Source organism: Streptomyces sp. NPDC088400, assembly GCF_044753355.1.
GTDB lineage: Bacteria > Actinomycetota > Actinomycetes > Streptomycetales > Streptomycetaceae > Streptomyces.
Genome location: NZ_JBIVMZ010000002.1, coordinates 687,054 through 705,009, shown reverse-complemented (window position 1 = coordinate 705,009; position 17,956 = coordinate 687,054). Strand labels below are relative to the sequence as shown.

Annotated in this window: 1 protein-coding gene; it reads right to left on the bottom strand. The window is 71.2% G+C overall.

All coding sequences use genetic code 11. From position 1 onward, the window contains the following. Window positions 1–48: 48 nt before the first annotated feature. Window positions 49–17,922 carry a type I polyketide synthase gene (locus ACIQD6_RS07290; RefSeq protein ID WP_401879164.1) on the bottom strand — a complete coding sequence of 5,958 codons (17,874 nt, stop codon included), beginning with the start codon at window positions 17,920–17,922 and terminating at the stop codon, window positions 49–51. Between the last annotated feature and the right edge of the window lie 34 nt (window positions 17,923–17,956).

The following is a 17,956-nucleotide window of genomic DNA, read 5'->3' as shown; positions in this document are numbered from 1 at the left end:
CGCCTGGACGACCTTTTCGTACGGTGCACTCATCTGTTGTGACCCCGATCAATCCTGTTCGAAGGGTTCGTCGTCGCCGAGCGCCATTTGTACGAGGTCGTCGACGTCCAGTCCGGCGATCGACCGCTGTTCCTCGTCCTCGGTCCCCTCCGGCCCGCCGTCTCCGGAGCCGGAACCCGATCCGGTGCCGTCTGCGGCCAGCCGCACCAAGGCGTCCATCAGCCCCGCCTCGCGGAACCGGTCCAGCGGTACGGACGCCAGGACCCGCCGCAGCCGCTCCTCGTCCATCCCGAACTCCGCGTCGCCCAGGCCCGTGTCACCGGATTCCGAGGCGTCGCCGGGGAACAGCTCTCCGCGCAGATAGCCGGCGAGAGAGGCGGGGGTGGGGTGGTCGAAGACGAGCGTGGTCGGCAGGCGCAGCCCGGTGGACGTGGTGAGCCGGTTACGCAGGTCCACGGCGGTCAGGGAGTCGAAGCCGAAGTCCTTGAACGCGCGGTCCGCGTCGATCGCGGCGGCGGACGCGTGCCCCAGCACCACCGCTACCTGGGACTGCACCAGATCCAGCAGCGACGCTTCGCGCTCGCTCGTGGGCAGCTCCCGAAGCCGCCGGATCAGCTCGTCGGTCTCCTCGGCGCCGGAGTCGGCGGTGGCGGCCAGCGCGGCGGCGGCCTCCGGCAGGTCGGCGATGAGGGCGCTGGACCGCGTCAGAGTCAGTGAAGGCGCGAAGCGTTCCCAGTCGACATCCGCGACGGTCGCCTGTGCCCGGCCGTCGCCGAGTACCTGGTCGAGCGCGGCCACCGCGCGCTCCGGGGGCAGTACGCGGACACCGGAGCGGCGGAACCGTTCTCCGGCCACGTCGTCGGCGGCCATGCCGTCGCCGCCCCACGGCCCCCAGGCCACCGAGGTCGCCGGAAGCCCCAGGCCGTGCCGGTGCTGCGCGAGGGCGTCGAGGTAGGCGTTGCCCGCCGCGTACGCGGACTGTCCGGCGCTTCCGAGCACACCGGCGATGGAGGAGAACAGGACGAACGTGTCCAGCTCCAGGTTCGCCGTCAGCTCGTGCAGATGCCGCGCGGCTGCCGCCTTCGCGCCCAGGATCCCGGCAAGTCGCTCGGGTGTCAGGTCGGTGACCAGCCCGTCGTCCAGTACGCCCGCGGTGTGTACGACGCCGGTGAGCGGCGCGTCCTCGGGGAGGCCGGCCAGCACGGCGGCGAGGGCCGCGCGGTCGGTGATGTCGCAGTCGGCGAACGTGACCCGCGCGCCGAGCGCGGTCAGCTCCTCCCGCAGTTCCTCGGCGCCCGGCGCGCTCGCGCCCCGGCGGGAGACCAGTACGAGGTGCTCCGCGCCACGGGACGCCAGCCGACGCGCCATGTGCCTGCCCAGCGCGCCGGTGCCACCGGTGACGAGCACGGTGCCGGTGCCGCGCGACCGTCGGTCCGCACCGTCGTCGGACTGCGCGGAGTCCGGTGCCGTATCAGGTGTTGTGTCCAGCGCCGCTTCAGGTGCAGTGTTCCGCGCCGCATCAGGTGCCGTGTTCCGCGCCGTGTCCCTCATCAGCCGGGCCGCGTACAGGCCCGAGGACCGCACCGCGACCTGGTCCTCGTAACCGTCCGTACCGCCCACCGCGCCATGAGCCGGGGCGTCGGCGCTGCCGGCGGCGAGGACGGACACCAGGTGGGTCAGGCTCTGGGCGCCGATCTCCTCGGGCAGATCGACCAGACCGCCCCAGCGCTGCGGCTGTTCGAGAGCCACGGTCCTGCCCAGGCCCCAGAGTTGGGCCTGCGCCGGGTTCGCCAGTTGCTCCCCCGCGCCCACGGAAACGGCGGAGCTGGTCAGGCACCACAGCGGTGCCGTGGCCTCCGCGTCGGCCAACGCCTGCACCAGGGCCAGCGTCATGGCCGTCGCGACCGGCGCCTGCCGCCCGTCCCCGGCTCCGCCTTCGTGACCGGTATCGGCCCAGGCCAGGAGGGATACGACACCGCCGTCCGCCGAGGCCGCGCGGATCCGGTCTGCGAGTTCCTCGCGGCTCGTCGTGTCGGCGACGGTCAGTACGGTGACGTGCGCCGCGCCGGCCGCACGCAGGGCCTGTTCACAGCTCTCGGCCAAGCCGTCCCGCACGGCGGCCATCCGTTGCGGCACGACCAGCAGCCAGGCGCCCGACAGGCGGCCCGCCGCCGACGCGGTCGTCCGCTTCCACACCACGCCGTAACGCCAGCCGGACAGCTCCGACTGTTCCCGCTGCCGCTTCCGCCACGTCGACAACACCGGCAGCACGCTGTCCAGCGAAGTACCCACGTCGACTCCGAGCTGCCCCGCGAGGGACGCGGCATCGCCGTGCTCGACCAGCTCCCAGAACCCGGCGTCGATGCCGCCCAGCCCTGCGTCGGCCGTGGCCATCCGCCGCGTCCTGCGGTCCCGCAGCCAGAACCGCTGCCGCTGGAAGGCGTACGTCGGCAGATCCACCCGCCGCGCGCCGGTCCCGGCGAACACCGCAGCCCAGTCGACCTTCGCGCCCCGTACGAACAGTTCGGCCACCGCCGTCATCAAGGTCTCTGCCTCTGCCTGGCCCTTGCGGAGGGCTGCCACGGCCACCACAGCGTCCGCCGCCGTACTCACGTCCCCGGCATCCACGGCGTCAGCTCGGGCCCGGGTGAGTGCCGTCAGCACCGGGTCGGGCCCGATCTCCAGCAGTCGGCTCACGCCCTGCTCACCCGTGGCGGTCCCGACCGCGTCGTGGAACCGCACCGGCTGCCGGACCTGGTTCACCCAGTAGTCCGGGGTCCCCCAGTCCTTCTCTCCGACCGGCTCTCCGGTGACCGTGCTGACCGCCGGGACAACCGGCTTCCGGTAGGTGATGCTTCCGGCGATGTCGGCGAATTCCGCCAGCATCGGCTCCATCAGCGGCGAGTGGAAGGCATGGCTGACGCGCAGCCGGGAGACGCGACGCTCCTGCTCGCGGGCCGTCGCCATGGCCTGTTCGACGATGTCCTCGTCACCGGAAACCACCACGGCCGTCGGGCCGTTGACGGCCGCGACCGCGATCCGGTCGCCGTCCGGGAGGCCTCGCAGGATGTCCGTGACCTGGGCCTCGGTGCCCTCGATCGCCGCCATCGCCCCACCCGTCGGCAGGGCCTGCATCAGCCTGGCCCGTGCCGCGACCAGTCGGCAGCCATCCGCGAGATCGAACACCCGGGCGGTGTATGCGGCGACCAGCTCACCGATCGAATGCCCCAGCACCAGGTCAGGGCGTACGCCCCAGGAGCGCAGGAGTTCCACCAGCGCGGCCTGGACGGCGAAGAGGGCCGTCTGCGCGTAGCCCGTCCGGTCCAGCAGCTCCGCCTCGGCGGATCCCTCGTCCGCGAACAGCACCTCCCGTACGGGCACTGTGAAGCCGGTGGCACCTGCCAGTTCGGTGTCGAGGTGGTCGCAGACCTCGTCCAGCGTCTTCGCGTACACGGGGAACCGCTCGTACAACTCACGTCCCATGCCGGGCCGTTGGCTGCCCTGGCCGGTGAACATCCAGGCCGTACGGCCCTCGCCGACCACGCCGGACACCACAGCCGCGTCGCCGTCGGCGAGCGCGGCCACTCCGGCGCGCAGCGCCTCGGCGCCTTCGCCCAGCACTACGGCACGGTGGTCGAGCATCGCGCGACTGGTCGCCAGCGACAGACCGACATCCACCGGTTCGGGGCCGCTTTCGCCCAGTTGGTTACGTTCGTCGCCTTCGTTTCGCTTGTTTCCTTCATCGCCCGCGTCCAGGAAGGCCGTCAAACGGCCGGCCTGGTCACGCACCGCCCGCGCACTCCGGCCGGACAGCACCCACGGTACGACCGGCAGCTCGGCCGACGGCTGTTCCTCCGCCACGGCCGGTTCGTCGGCCGGCGCTTCCTCGATGATCAGGTGCGAGTTGGTGCCACTGATGCCGAACGACGAGACACCCGCCCGGCGCGGACGTTCACCGCGCGGCCACTCCTTGGCCTCGGCCAGCAGCTCGACGGCACCGGAGTCCCAGTCCACATGGGACGAGGGCCGGCCCACGTGCAGGGTGCGTGGCAACCGCTCCTCGCGCAGCGCCATCACCATTTTGATCACACTCGCGGCGCCCGCGCCGGCCTGGGCGTGCCCGATGTTCGACTTGATGGAGCCCAGCCACAGCGGATCCCGATCGCCGCGGCTCTGTCCGTACGTGGCCAGCAGTGCCTGGGCCTCGATCGGGTCGCCCAGACTCGTACCCGTACCGTGCGCCTCGACGACGTCCACGTCGGATGCCGACACTCGCGCCGTCTTCAACGCCTGCCGGATGACGCGCTGTTGGGAGGGGCCATTGGGTGCGGTGAGGCCGTTGGAGGCACCGTCCTGGTTGACCGCGCTTCCCCGTACGACCGCGAGCACCGGATGGCCGAGACGCCGCGCGTCGGACAGCCGCTCCAGTACGAAGATTCCGCCGCCCTCGGACCAGCCCGTGCCGTCGGCCGCGTCCGCGAAGGACTTGCACCGGCCGTCCTCGGCGAGGCCTCCCTGGCGGGAGAACTCCACGAACATGCCCGGCGTGGCCATCACCGTCGCGCCTCCGGCGAGCGCCATCTCGCACTCGCCCGCGCGCAGGGCCTGGCAGGCCAGGTGCAGGGCGACCGAAGCGGACGAGCACGCCGTGTCCACCGACACCGCCGGGCCTTCCAGGCCCAGCACGTACGACAACCGGCCCGACGCGACACTCGGGGTGCTGCCGGTCAGCAGGTACCCGTCGGTCTCCGGATCCGATTCGTCCTCCTGGCCACTGGCGTAGCCGTTGGCCGAGACGCCCGCGAAGACTCCGGTGGCCGAACCGCGCAGGGAGAGCGGGTCGATGCCCGCCCGCTCCAGCGCCTCCCAGGACGTCTCCAGCAGCAGCCGCTGCTGCGGATCCATGGCGAGGGCCTCGCGCGGGGAGATCCCGAACAGCTCCGCGTCGAAGTCCGTCGCGTCCGGTACGAACCCGCCGACGGTCGCGATGTCTTGCAGCACCTGCTCGTTCCAGCCGCGGTCCACCGGCAGTGGCGACATCCCGTCACGCCCGGAGTCCACCAGGTCCCACAGTGTCTCCGGCGAGGTGATACCGCCGGGGTAGCGGCAGCCCATGCCGACGATCGCGATCGGGTCGTCGGCGACGTCCGCGCGCACGGTGGCGCCATCTTCCACGGCCTGGTCCAGGGCCTGGTCCGCGACCGCGCCGAGCAGCTGCTCGCGCATGTAACCGGCGAGGGAGGCCGGGGTGGGGTGGTCGAAGACCATCGTGGCCGGCAGGTTGAGTGCGGTGGCGGAGTTGAGGCGGTTGCGCAGGTCGACGGCGGTGAGCGAGTCGAAGCCGAGGTCCTTGAACGCCCGCGTCGGATCCACCGCCGCACCCGAGGCATGCCCGAGCACACCCGCGACCGACGTCTGGACGACGTCCAGCAACATGTGTTCCTGCTCGTCCGACGACAGTTCCCGCAGCCGTCGGGCGAGTGCGCCGCCGTCGCCGGTGGAGGACTGCCCTGCCGTACGGCGCTGCTGGGTTCCGGCCGGGACGAGGGCGTGCAGTACGGCGGGCAGGCTGTCACGGTGCCCGGCCATTGGCGCGGTCCTCAACGCGACGGGCAGCGCCACCGGTTCATTGATCTGGAGCGCGGTGTCGAGGAGTTCGAGCGCGTGGTCCGTCGAGAGCGGCGGGAAACCCTGACGGCTGAGACGGGACACGTCGGCCTCGCTGAGCCGGCCGCCCATCCCCTCCGCCTGTTCCCACATGCCCCAGGCAAGCGACACACCCGGCAGACCCTGTTCTCGACGGGAGGACGCGAGCGCATCGAGCACCGAGTTGGCGGCCGCGTAGGCCGACTGACCCGCGTTGCCCACCACACCCGCGATGGAGGAGAAGAGCACGAACATGTCGAGATCGGTATCCGCGGTGAGTTCATGCAGATGCAGAGCTGATTCGGCCTTGGCCGCCAGCACCCGGGTCAACCGCTCCGGCGTGAGCTCGGCGATCAGACCGTCGTCCAGCACACCGGCCGCGTGCACAACACCCGTCAGCGGAACATCATTGGGAACACCGGCCAGGACATCGACGAGAGCCGAACGGTCGCTGACATCACACGCGGTGACGGTCACCCGCGCACCGAGTTCCACCAGTTCCCGCCGTACATCCTCGGCGCCCGGCGCCTCAAGACCACGACGGGACAGCAGGATGAGGTCCTGGACACCGTGCCGGGTGACCAGATGACGGGCCACCACCGCGCCCAGACCACCCGTACCACCGGTGATCAAGACGGTGCCACGCTCCCGCCACGGAGCCGGAACCGTGAGCACGACCTTGCCGACGTGCTTGGCCTGCCCCAGGAACCGCAACGCCTCCGGCGCCCGCGCGATCTCCCACGACGTCACCGGAATCGGACGCAGCACACCCCGCTCGAACAGCTCCAGCAGCGCCGCCAGCATCTCCCCGATACGCTCCGGACCCGCCTCCACCATGTCGAACGCCCGGTAGACCACACCCCCGTACTCGGCGGCGACCTCGTCCGCATCACGGATGTCCGTCTTGCCCATCTCCACGAACCGGCCACCCGGCTTCGTCAACCGCAACGACGCGTCAACGAACTCACCCGCCAGAGAGTCCAGTACGACATCCACCCCGGCACCATCCGTCGCCCGGGAGAACGTCTCCTCGAAGTCCGTCGTACGGGACGACGCGATGCGGTCGGCGGCCACCCCGTACTCACGTACCACCGGCCACTTGGGCTGGCTCGCGGTCGCGAACACTTCCGCGCCCAGATGCGCGGCCAGCTGCACCGCCGCCGTCCCCACACCACCAGCGGCGGCATGGACCAGCACCGACTCACCCGACTCCAGACCCGCCAGATCCACCAGCGCGTAGTAGGCCGTCAGGAACACCACCGGCACCGACGCCGCCTGCTCGAACGACCACCCCGACGGCATCCGCGCCAACATCCGCGCATCCGCCACCGCCGCCGGACCGAACCCACCGTCCAGCAGACCCATCACCCGGTCACCCGCCTTGAAGTCGGCCACACCCGGGCCGACTTCGAGGATCACACCGGAACCCTCCAGACCCATCCGGCCCGCATCACCCGGATACATCCCCAACACATTCAGCACATCACGGAAGTTCACACCAGCCGCACGCACACCGACCCGGACCTCACCCGGCTCCAGCGCACGCAACTCCTCCGGCAACAAGGCCACACCATCCAGGCGGCCTTGATCGACCACGTCCATGCGCCACGTCCCGGCGGCCGGCGGTACCAGCACGCCGCCCGAGGACATCCGCACCATCCGCGGCAACCACACCCGACCGTCACGGACCGCGCACTGGCCCTCACGAAGGGCTCCGGCCACAGCATCGAACGACTGGGCCTCAGAGTCCACATCCACCAGCGCGAACCGGCCGGGGTGCTCGCTGATCGCCGAGCGCACCAGACCCCACACACCCGCGGCGGCGACGTCCACACCCTCACCGTCGGACACCCGCACCGCACCCGACGTCAACACCACCAGACGAGCCCCCGCCAACCGGGACTCGCCCAACCACCCACGCACCACACCCAGAACACCCGACACCGCATCACCGACACCGGCACCGTCCACGCCAGTAACCGAGAGCACCACCGTCGCAGGAACGGCCACACCCTCATCCAGAGCAGCAACCAACGCCCCAAGATCGGCATAGGGCGTCACCGGAACACCGGCATCACCCCACGTCCGTACCTCGGTCTCACCCAGCACCGCCCACGCACCCGACTCGACGGACACCGCCGACGCAGACGCAGGCTCGGGTGTCGCCGATACCGGCGCGGGAACCCAGTCCAGCCGGAACAGACTGTCCGCCGTCGGGGAGTTCGCCGCCGCCAAGTCGGCGGCCGACACGGGACGCAGCATCAGCGAGTCGACCTCGGCGACCGGTTCACCGGAGGCGTCCGCCACCCGCAGCCCGATCTCGCCCGTCCCGCGCGGGGTGAGCCTGGCACGTACGGCGGAGGCGCCGACGGCGGAGAGGGACACACCCGACCACAGGAACGGCAGCAACGCGCTCTCCGCCGCCCGCTCCTGGCTTCCCAGAGCGTGCAACAGCGTGTCCAGCAACGCTGGGTGCAGGCCGAAGCCGGCCGCGTCGCCGAGCACCGGCTCGGGCAGGGCGGCTTCTACGTACAGGTCCTCGCCCTGCCGCCACACCTCGCGCAGACCACGGAAAGCCGGACCGTACGCCAGCCCCGCACCCGACAACCGCTCATACAGGCCGTCCACCGCCACCGGCTCCGCACCGGCGGGCGGCCACACCCGCAGATCCCAGTCAGCCGCAACCGCACCCTCCGCAACCAGCGCGCCCGCCGCATGCAACGTCCACGGCTGCTCACCACCAGCATCCTCGGCACGGGAATAAACACGCAGGTCATGCCGGTCATCCCCGACGCGGTCGAGGGCGATCTGTACCTGCACCGCGCCCTGTTCCGGCAGTACGAGCGGCGCCTGAAGCGTCAGATCCTCGACGCGGGGGCAGCCGACCCGGTCACCCGCCTCCAGCGCCAGTTCCACGAACGCCGTACCCGGCACCAGCACCGAACCGGCCACCACATGATCGCCCAACCACGGATGCGACCCCACCGACAACCGCGACGTCAACAACACCGCATCCGAACCCGCCACCGACACCGCCGCACCCAACAACGGATGACCGGCGGCACCCAGCCCCAGGCCCTTCGCGTCGACGCTCGGCCGGGAGGTCCGCATCCAGAAGCGTTCCCGCTGGAAGGCGTACGTCGGGAGGGCGATCCGCCGGGCGCCGCTGTCGGCGAACACGGCCGACCAGTCGACCTTGTCCCCCTGTGCGAACAGCTCCGCCACCGCGGTCATCAGGGTCTCGGCCTCGGCCCGGCCCTTGCGCAGTACCGAGACCGCCGTGTCGACCTCGGTCGTGGCCAGGCTGGTCAGGACGGGGTCCGGGCCGATCTCCAGGAGCCGGGCGACCGCCAGTTCGCCGGTCGCGGTCAGCAGAGCGTCATGGAACCGGACGGGCTGCCTGACCTGGCGCACCCAGTAGTCCGGGGTGGCCCAGTCCTGCTCGCCGACGGGCTGTCCGGTGAGCGTGCTGACCGCCGGGAGCATCGGCTGCCGGTAGCTGATGCCGGCCGCTGTCTCGGCGAATTCCGCCAGCATCGGCTCCATCAGCGGTGAGTGGAAGGCGTGGCTGACGCGCAGCCGGGAGACGCGACGCTCCTGCTCGCGGGCCGCCGCCATGGCCCGTTCGACCACGTCCTCGTCACCGGAAACCACCACTGCCGTAGGCCCGTTGACGACCGCGACCGCGATCCGGTCATGGTCGGAGAGCCCGCCGAGGATCTCCACGACCTCGTTCTCGGTGGCCTCGATCGCGGCCATCGCGCCACCGCCGGGCAGCGCCTGCATCAGCCGGGCCCGAGCCGCCACCAGTCGTGCGGCGTCGGCAAGGCCGAACACTCCGGCCGTGTACGCGGCGACCAGCTCGCCGATCGAGTGGCCCAGCACCACGTCGGGTCGCAGGCCCCAGGAGCGTGCCAGTTCGACCAGGGCGGTCTGTACGGCGAACAGCGCGGTCTGTGTGTAGCCGGTCCGGTCCAGCAGTCCCGCCTCGGCGGAACCCTCGTCCGCGAAGAGCACCTGCCGCACCGGGACCGGGAATTCGGCCGCACCGTTGAGTTCGTCGTCGAGAAGGCGGCAGACCTCGTCCAGAGTCCGGGTGAAGACCGGGAACCGGCCGTAGAGTTCGCGCCCCATGCCGAGCCGCTGGCTGCCCTGCCCCGTGAACATCCAGCCCGTACGGGCCTCGTTCGCCACACCGGACGCCACCAGTGTGTCGCCCTCGGCGAGCGCCGCCACGCCCGAACGCAGCGCGGCGAGGTCGGTGCCCAGCACCACCGCCCGGTGCTCCAGCGCCGCGCGGGTCGTGCCCAGCGAGAGGCCGACATCCAGCGCGTCGACCTCGACATCGGCGTCAGCGTCAGCGGCGACAGCAGCGGCTCGCTCGTCGAGGAAGGTCACCACACGGGCCGCCTGGGCCCGCAAGGCCTCCTGGCTGCGACCCGACAGGACCCACGGGACGACCGGCAGTTCGGCCGACGGCGGTTCCTCCGCCACGACGGGGGCGGGCTCGGGAGCCTCCTCGATGATCACGTGAGCGTTGGTGCCACTGATCCCGAACGACGAGACGCCCGCGCGGCGCGGGCGCTCGCCGCGCGGCCATTCCCGGGCCTCGGTCAGCAGCTCGACCGCGCCGGACTCCCAGTCGACGTGGGACGAGGGCTGGTCGACGTACAGGGTCTTCGGGAGCTGCTCCTCGCTCAGCGCCATGACCATCTTGATCAGTCCGGCGGCGCCGGCGGCGGCCTGGCTGTGCCCGATGTTCGACTTGATCGAGCCGAGCCGCAGGGGGTCCTGGCTCTCCCGGCCCTGCCCGTACGTGGCGAGCAGTGCCTGGGCCTCGATCGGGTCACCCAGACTCGTACCCGTACCGTGCGCCTCCACGGCGTCCACGTCGGACGGTGCCAGGCGCGCGTTGGCCAACGCCTGCCGGATGACGCGCTGTTGGGAGGGGCCGTTGGGTGCGGTGAGGCCGTTGGAGGCGCCGTCCTGGTTGACGGCACTGCCCCGTACGACCGCGAGCACCGGGTGGCCGAGGCGCCGCGCGTCCGAGAGACGTTCCAGTACGAGAACGCCGGCGCCCTCGGCCCAGCCCGTACCGTCGGCCGCCTCGGCGAACGACTTGCACCGCCCGTCGGCGGCCAGCCCGCCCTGCCGGGCGAACTCCAGGAAGATGCCGGGCGTGGCCATCACCGTGGCGCCTCCGGCGAGCGCCATTCCGCACTCGCCCGCGCGCAGAGCCTGGCAGGCCAGGTGCAGGGCGACCAGGGCGGAGGAGCACGCGGTGTCCACGGTGACCGCCGGACCTTCGAATCCGAGGGCGTACGAGACTCGGCCGGAGGCGACGCTCGGGATGCTGCCAGTGAGCAGGTATCCGCCCGTCTCCCCTTCGGGGTCCCGCATGTCCCCGCCGTACCCACTGCCCGAGACGCCCGAGAAGACTCCGGTGACCGAACCCCGCAGGGAGAGCGGGTCGATGCCTGCCCGCTCCAGGGCCTCCCAGGACGTCTCCAGGAGCAGCCGCTGCTGCGGATCCATGGCGAGGGCCTCACGCGGCGAGATCCCGAACAGCTCCGCGTCGAACCGCGCGACGTCTTCCAGGAACCCACCCACGGTGGCGATGTCGGGCATCGTCGGGACGTCCCAGCCCCGGTCGGTCGGCAGCGGTACGGATCCGTCCCGGCCGGAGGCGACCAAGTCCCAGAGGTTTTCGGGCGAGTTCGCCCCACCGGGATAGCGGCAGCCCATGCCCACGATCGCGATGGGATCGTCGTCGGTCCCGCCGACGGCACCGGCCGAGGCCGCCGCGTTCTCGGCCGCCTCGATCGCCGCACCCAGCGCCTGGGTCCGCAGGTATCCCGCCAGCGCGACCGGGGTCGGGTGGTCGAAGATGATGGTGGCGGGCAGGTTGAGCGCGGTGGCGGAGTTGAGGCGGTTGCGCAGGTCGACGGCGGTGAGCGAGTCGAAGCCGAGGTCCTTGAACGCCCGCGTCGGGTCCACCGCAGCGGCGGACGCGTGTCCGAGCACACCGGCGACCGTTGTCTGTACGAGGTCGAGCAGCACCCTGTCCTGCTCGACGGGCGGCAGGCCCTGCAGGCGCCGGGCGAGTGCGCCGCCGTCGCCGGTGGAGGACTGCCCTGCCGTACGGCGCTGCTGGGTTCCGGCCGGGACGAGCGCGTGCAGTACGGCGGGCAGGCTGTCACGGTGCCCGGCCATGGGCGCGGTCCTCAACGCGACTGGCAGCGCCACCGGTTCATTGATCTGAAGCGCCGTGTCGAGGAGTTCGAGCCCCTCCTCCGTCGACAGCGGCGGGAAACCCTGACGGCTGAGACGGGACACGTCGGCCTCGCTGAGCCGGCCGCCCATCCCCTCCGACTGCTCCCACATGCCCCAGGCGAGCGACACACCCGGCAGGCCCTGCGCCCGCCTGGACTCCGCCAGACCGTCCAACATCGCGTTGCCCGCCGCGTAGGCCGACTGACCGGCATTACCGACGACGCCGGCGATGGAGGAGAACAGCACGAACATGTCGAGGTCGGTATCCGCGGTGAGTTCATGCAGATGCAGAGCCGATTCGGCCTTGGCCGCCAGCACCCGGGCCAACCGCTCCGGCGTGAGCTCGGCGATCAGACCGTCGTCCAGCACACCGGCCGCATGTACGACTCCCGTCAACGGAGCGTCATCGGGCACGGCATCGAGGACCGCTGACAAGGCCGTACGGTCGCTCACATCACACGCGGTGACGGTCACCCGGGCGCCAAGTTCCACCAGTTCCCGCCGTACATCCTCGGCGCCCGGCGCCTCAAGACCGCGCCGAGACAGCAGGATGAGGTCCCGCACACCGTGCCGGGTGACCAGATGACGGGCCACCACGGCACCGAGACCACCCGTACCACCGGTGATCAGGACGGTGCCGGGCTCCCGCCATGGAGCCGGAACCGTGAGTACGACCTTGCCGACGTGCTTGGCCTGCCCCAGGAACCGCAACGCCTCCGGCGCCCGCGCGATCTCCCACGACGTCACCGGAATCGGACGCAGCACACCCCGCTCGAACAACTCCAGCAGCGCCGCCAGCATCTCACCGATACGCTCCGGACCAGCCTCCACCACGTCGAAGGCCTGATACGAGACACCCGCGTAATCAGCGGCTACCTCGGCCGCGTCACGGATATCGGTCTTGCCCATCTCCACGAACCGGCCGCCGGGCTTCGTCAACCGCAACGACGCGTCAACGAACTCACCCGCCAGGCAGTCCAGTACGACGTCCATCCCGGCGCCGTCCGTGGCCCGGGAGAACGTCTCCTCGAAGTCGGTGGTCCGAGAGGAAGCGATACGGTCGGCGGCCACCCCGTACTCACGTACCACCGGCCACTTGGGCTGGCTCGCGGTCGCGAACACTTCCGCGCCCAGATGCGCGGCCAGCTGCACCGCCGCCGTCCCCACACCACCAGCGGCGGCATGGACCAGCACCGACTCGCCCGACTCCAGACCCGCCAGGTCAACGAGCGAGTAGTAGGCCGTCAGGAATACGACCGGCACCGACGCCGCCTGCTCGAACGACCACCCCGTCGGCATGGGCGCCAACATCCGGGCATCCGCCACCGCCGCCGGGCCGAACCCACCGTGCAGCATGCCCATTACCCGGTCGCCCACCGCCAAGTCGGCCACATCCGGGCCGACTTCGAGGATCACACCGGAACCCTCCAGACCCATCCGGCCCGCATCACCCGGATACATCCCCAACACGTTCAGCACATCACGGAAGTTCACACCAGCGGCACGCACACCGACCCGGACCTCACCCGGCTCCAGCGCACGCAGCTCCTCCGGCACCAGGGCCACACCGTCCAGGCGCCCCTGCTCCGCAACCTCCATACGCCACGAGCCGGCCGTATTCGACGGCGGAATCAGCAGGCCGCCCGAGGACATCCGCACCATCCGGGGCAACCACACCCGACCGTCACGGACGGCCAGCTGACTCTCCCCGGACGCGGACCCGGACCCGGATCCGGCCTCGTACGCCGCAAGAGCACGGTAGGAATCCGAATTATCATCCAGATCGGCCAGCGCGAACCGGCCGGGGTGCTCGCTGATCGCCGAGCGCACCAGACCCCACACACCCGCGGCGGCGACGTCCACACCCTCACCGTCGGACACCCGCACCGCACCCGACGTCAACACCACCAGACGAGCCCCCGCCAACCGGGACTCGCCCAACCACCCACGCACCACACCCAGAACACCCGACACCGCATCACCGACACCGGCACCGTCCACGCCAGTAACCGAGAGCACCACCGTCGCAGGAACGGCCACACCCTCATCCAGAGCAGCAACCAACGCCCCAAGATCGGCATAGGGCGTCACCGGCACACCGGCATCACCCCACGTCCGTACCTCGGTCTCACCCAGCACCGCCCACGCACCCGACTCGACGGACACCGCCGACGCAGACGCAGGCTCGGGTGTCGCCGATACCGGCGCGGGAACCCAGTCCAGCCGGAACAGACTGTCCGCCGTCGGGGAGTTCGCCGCCGCCAAGTCGGCGGCCGACACGGGACGCAGCATCAGCGAGTCGACCTCGGCGACCGGTTCACCGGAGGCGTCCGCCACCCGCAGGGACACCTCACCCGTGCTCTGCGGCGACGGCGACAGACGGACCCGTACGGCGGAGGCGCCCACGGCGGACAGCGTCACGCCCGACCACAGGAACGGCAGCAGAGCCGTTCCGGCACTCGCACCAGTGCCGGCTTCGGTACCGGATTCAGCACCGGTCGCGGCGAGCCCCAGCGCGTGCAGCACGGTGTCGAGCAGCGCCGGATGCAGACCGTACGAAGAGGCGTCCTCCGCCTCGCTTTCCGGCAGGGCCGCCTCGACGTACAGGTCGTCACCCTGCCGCCACACCTCGCGCAGACCGCGGAACGCCGGACCGTACGCCAGCCCCGCACCCGACAACCGCTCATACAGACCGTCCACCACCACCGGCTCCGCACCGGCGGGCGGCCACACCCGCAGATCCCAGTCGCCGGCGACGGCGGCCCCGGCAGCGAGCGCACCCGTGGCGTGCAGCGTCCACGGCTGCTCACCCTCGGCGTCCTCGGCACGGGAGTAGACACGCAGGTCGTGTCGGCCGTTCTCGACGCTGTCGAGGGCGATCTGTATCTGGACCGCACCCTCTTCCGGCAGCACCAACGGCGCCTGAAGCGTGAGGTCTTCGAGGCGGTCACACCCCACGTGGTCGCCGGCCCGGACGGCCAGTTCCACGAACGCCGTACCCGGCACCAGCACCGAACCGGCCACCACATGATCAGCCAGCCACGGATGCGACCCCACCGACAACCGCGACGTCAGCAGCACCGCGTCCGAACCCGCCACCGACACCGCCGCACCCAGCAACGGATGACCGGCGACTCCCAGCCCCAGGCCCTTCGCGTCGGAGACCGGACGTGCGGCGTCCAGCCAGTACCTCTGGCGCTGGAAGGCGTACGTCGGCAGATCCACCCGTGCGGCGCCGGTCCCGGCGAACAGGGCAGACCAGTCCACCTCCGCGCCACGTACGAACATCTCCGCGACCGCCGACAGGACCGCTTCCGCCTCGGAGCGCCCCTTGCGCAGAACAGCCGCTGCCGTCACGTCCTCCGAGGCGGACTGAGCCAGCGCGGCCAGCACAGCGTCCGGCCCGATCTCCAGCAGCCGCGTCACACTCTGTGCGCCCGTGGCCGTCTCCAGCGCGTCGTGGAAGCGGACCGGTTCACGGACCTGCCGCACCCAGTAGCCCGGGGACGCCCAGTCGTTCTCGGCCACCAGCTCGCCGGTCACGGTACTGACGGCGGGCAGGATCGGCTGGCGGTAGTCGATGTCCGCGGCGATCTGCTCGAACTCCGCCAGCATCGGCTCCATCAGCGGCGAATGGAACGCATGGCTCACCCGTAGGCGAGAGACCCGACGCTCCTGCTCACGCGCCACCGCCATGACCCGCTCGACCATGTCGGTATCGCCGGAAACCACCACGGCCGTCGGCCCGTTGACCGCCGCCACCGCGATCCGCGTACGGTCCGACAGCCCGGCGAGGATGTCGGTGACCTCGGCCTCGGTGCCCTCGATCGCCGCCATCGCCCCGCCGGCCGGCAGCGCCTGCATCAACCGCGCACGGCCGGCCACCAGCCGGGCCGCGTCAGCGAGGCCGAACACACCGGCCGTGTACGCCGCCGTGAACTCACCGATCGAATGACCGAGGACCACATCGGGCGCCATGCCCCACGACCGGGACAACTCCACCAACGCCGCTTGGACGGCGAAGAGCGCGGACTGCGCGTACCCGGTCTGATCGAGCAGCGCCGCCGCGTCCGAACCCTCCGCAGCGAACAGCACGTCCCGCACCGGGATCTCGAAGCCGGGCCGCCCCGCCAGCGCGGCATCCAGATAGCCGCACACCTCGTCCAGAACCCGCGCGAACACGGGGAAGCTCCCGTACAACTCACGGCCCATTCCGAGCCGTTGGCTGCCCTGCCCGGTGAACATCCAGCCCGTACGGCCCTCGGTCACCGCGCCCGACACCACACCGGCCGGGTCCGTCAGGCCGGCCGCCAGGCTTGCCCGGTCCGTGCCCAGCGCCACTGCCCGGTGTTCCAGCACCGCGCGTGTCGTGGCCAGCGAGAAACCGACGTCGAGCGCGGAGTGGTCCCCCTCGCCGACGAAGGCTTCGAGCCGGTCCGCCTGCGCGCGAACCGCCTGCGCGCTGCGGCCCGACAGCACCCACGGGACCACCGGCAGCTCGGCCGGTCCTGTCCCCGCTACCGGCTCCGCTGTCGGCTCCGCTGCGACGGCGGTCCCGGACTCACCCGCCGACTCGTTGTCTCCGTCGTTCTCGGCCCCGCCCGCCGCGTCCGTCTCTACAGGGGTTTCCTCAAGGATGACGTGGGCGTTGGTGCCGCTGATACCGAACGAGGAAATCCCCGCGCGGCGGGGGTGTTCGGTGCGGGGCCAGGGGCGTTCCTCGGCCAGCAGACGTACCGCACCGGCAGCCCAGTTGACGTGGGACGAGGGCTCGGCCGCGTGCAGACTGCGGGGCAGTTCCCCGGCGCGCAGCGCCATCACCATCTTGATGACACCGGCGACACCCGCGGCGGCCTGGGTGTGTCCGAAGTTGGACTTCACCGAGCCGAGCCACAGTGGTTCGGCTCCGTCACGGCCCTGCCCGTACGTGGCGAGCAGCGCCTGGGCCTCGATCGGGTCACCCAGCGTCGTACCGGTGCCATGGGCCTCCACCGCGTCCACGTCGGACGGTGTCAGGCGCGCGTTGGCCAGCGCCTGACGGATGACACGCTGCTGCGAGGGGCCGTTCGGGGCGCTCAGTCCGTTCGAAGCGCCGTCCTGGTTGACGGCGCTGCCGCGAATCACCGCGAGTACGGGGTGGCCCAGCCGCCGTGCCTCGGACAGCCGTTCCAGTACGAGCACTCCGGCGCCCTCGGCCCAGGCGGTGCCGTCCGCCGCTTCCGAGAACGGCTTGCACCGGCCGTCGGCCGCGAGGCCGCGCTGCCGGGAGAACTCCACGAACGTCGTCGGACTGGCCATCACGGTGACACCGCCGGCGAGTGCCATTCCGCACTCGCCGGTCCGCAGGGCGTGGCAGGCGAGGTGCAGCGACACCAGTGAGGAGGAGCAGGCGGTGTCCAGCGTGACCGCGGGTCCCTCGAACCCGAAGACGTACGAGATGCGCCCGGAGAAGACGCTGCCCGCGTTGCCGTTGGCGAGGAAGCCCTCGACGTCCTTCGGCACGTCGTGCAGGCGGGACGCGTAGTCGTGGTACATCAGCCCGGCGAACACACCGGTGGACGAGCGGCGCAGGGAGTGCGGGTTGATGCCCGCGCGCTCCAGGGCTTCCCACGAGGTCTCCAGCAGGAGCCGCTGCTGCGGGTCCATGGCGAGAGCCTCGCGCGGGGAGATCCCGAACAGCTCGGCGTCGAACTCGGCCGCCTCGTGCAGGAATCCGCCCTCGCGCACGGACGAGGTGCCCGGCCGATCGGTGTCCGGGTCGAAGAGTGTGCCGGTGTCCCAGCCGCGATTGGTGGGGAAGGGCGTGATGCCGTCCTCACCGGAGCTGACCAGCCTCCACAGGTCCTCCGGCGAGGCCACCCCGCCGGGGTACCGGCAGCCCATGCCCACGATCGCGATGGGTTCGTGGTTTTTCGCTTCGGCTTCACTCAGGCGAAGGTGAGCTCCCCGAGCATCGGCGATCGCGCGCTTGAGATATTCCCGGAGCTTGTCTTCGTTCGCCATGCGTTCCTTATCCTTCAGATAGAGCCGAAGCCTG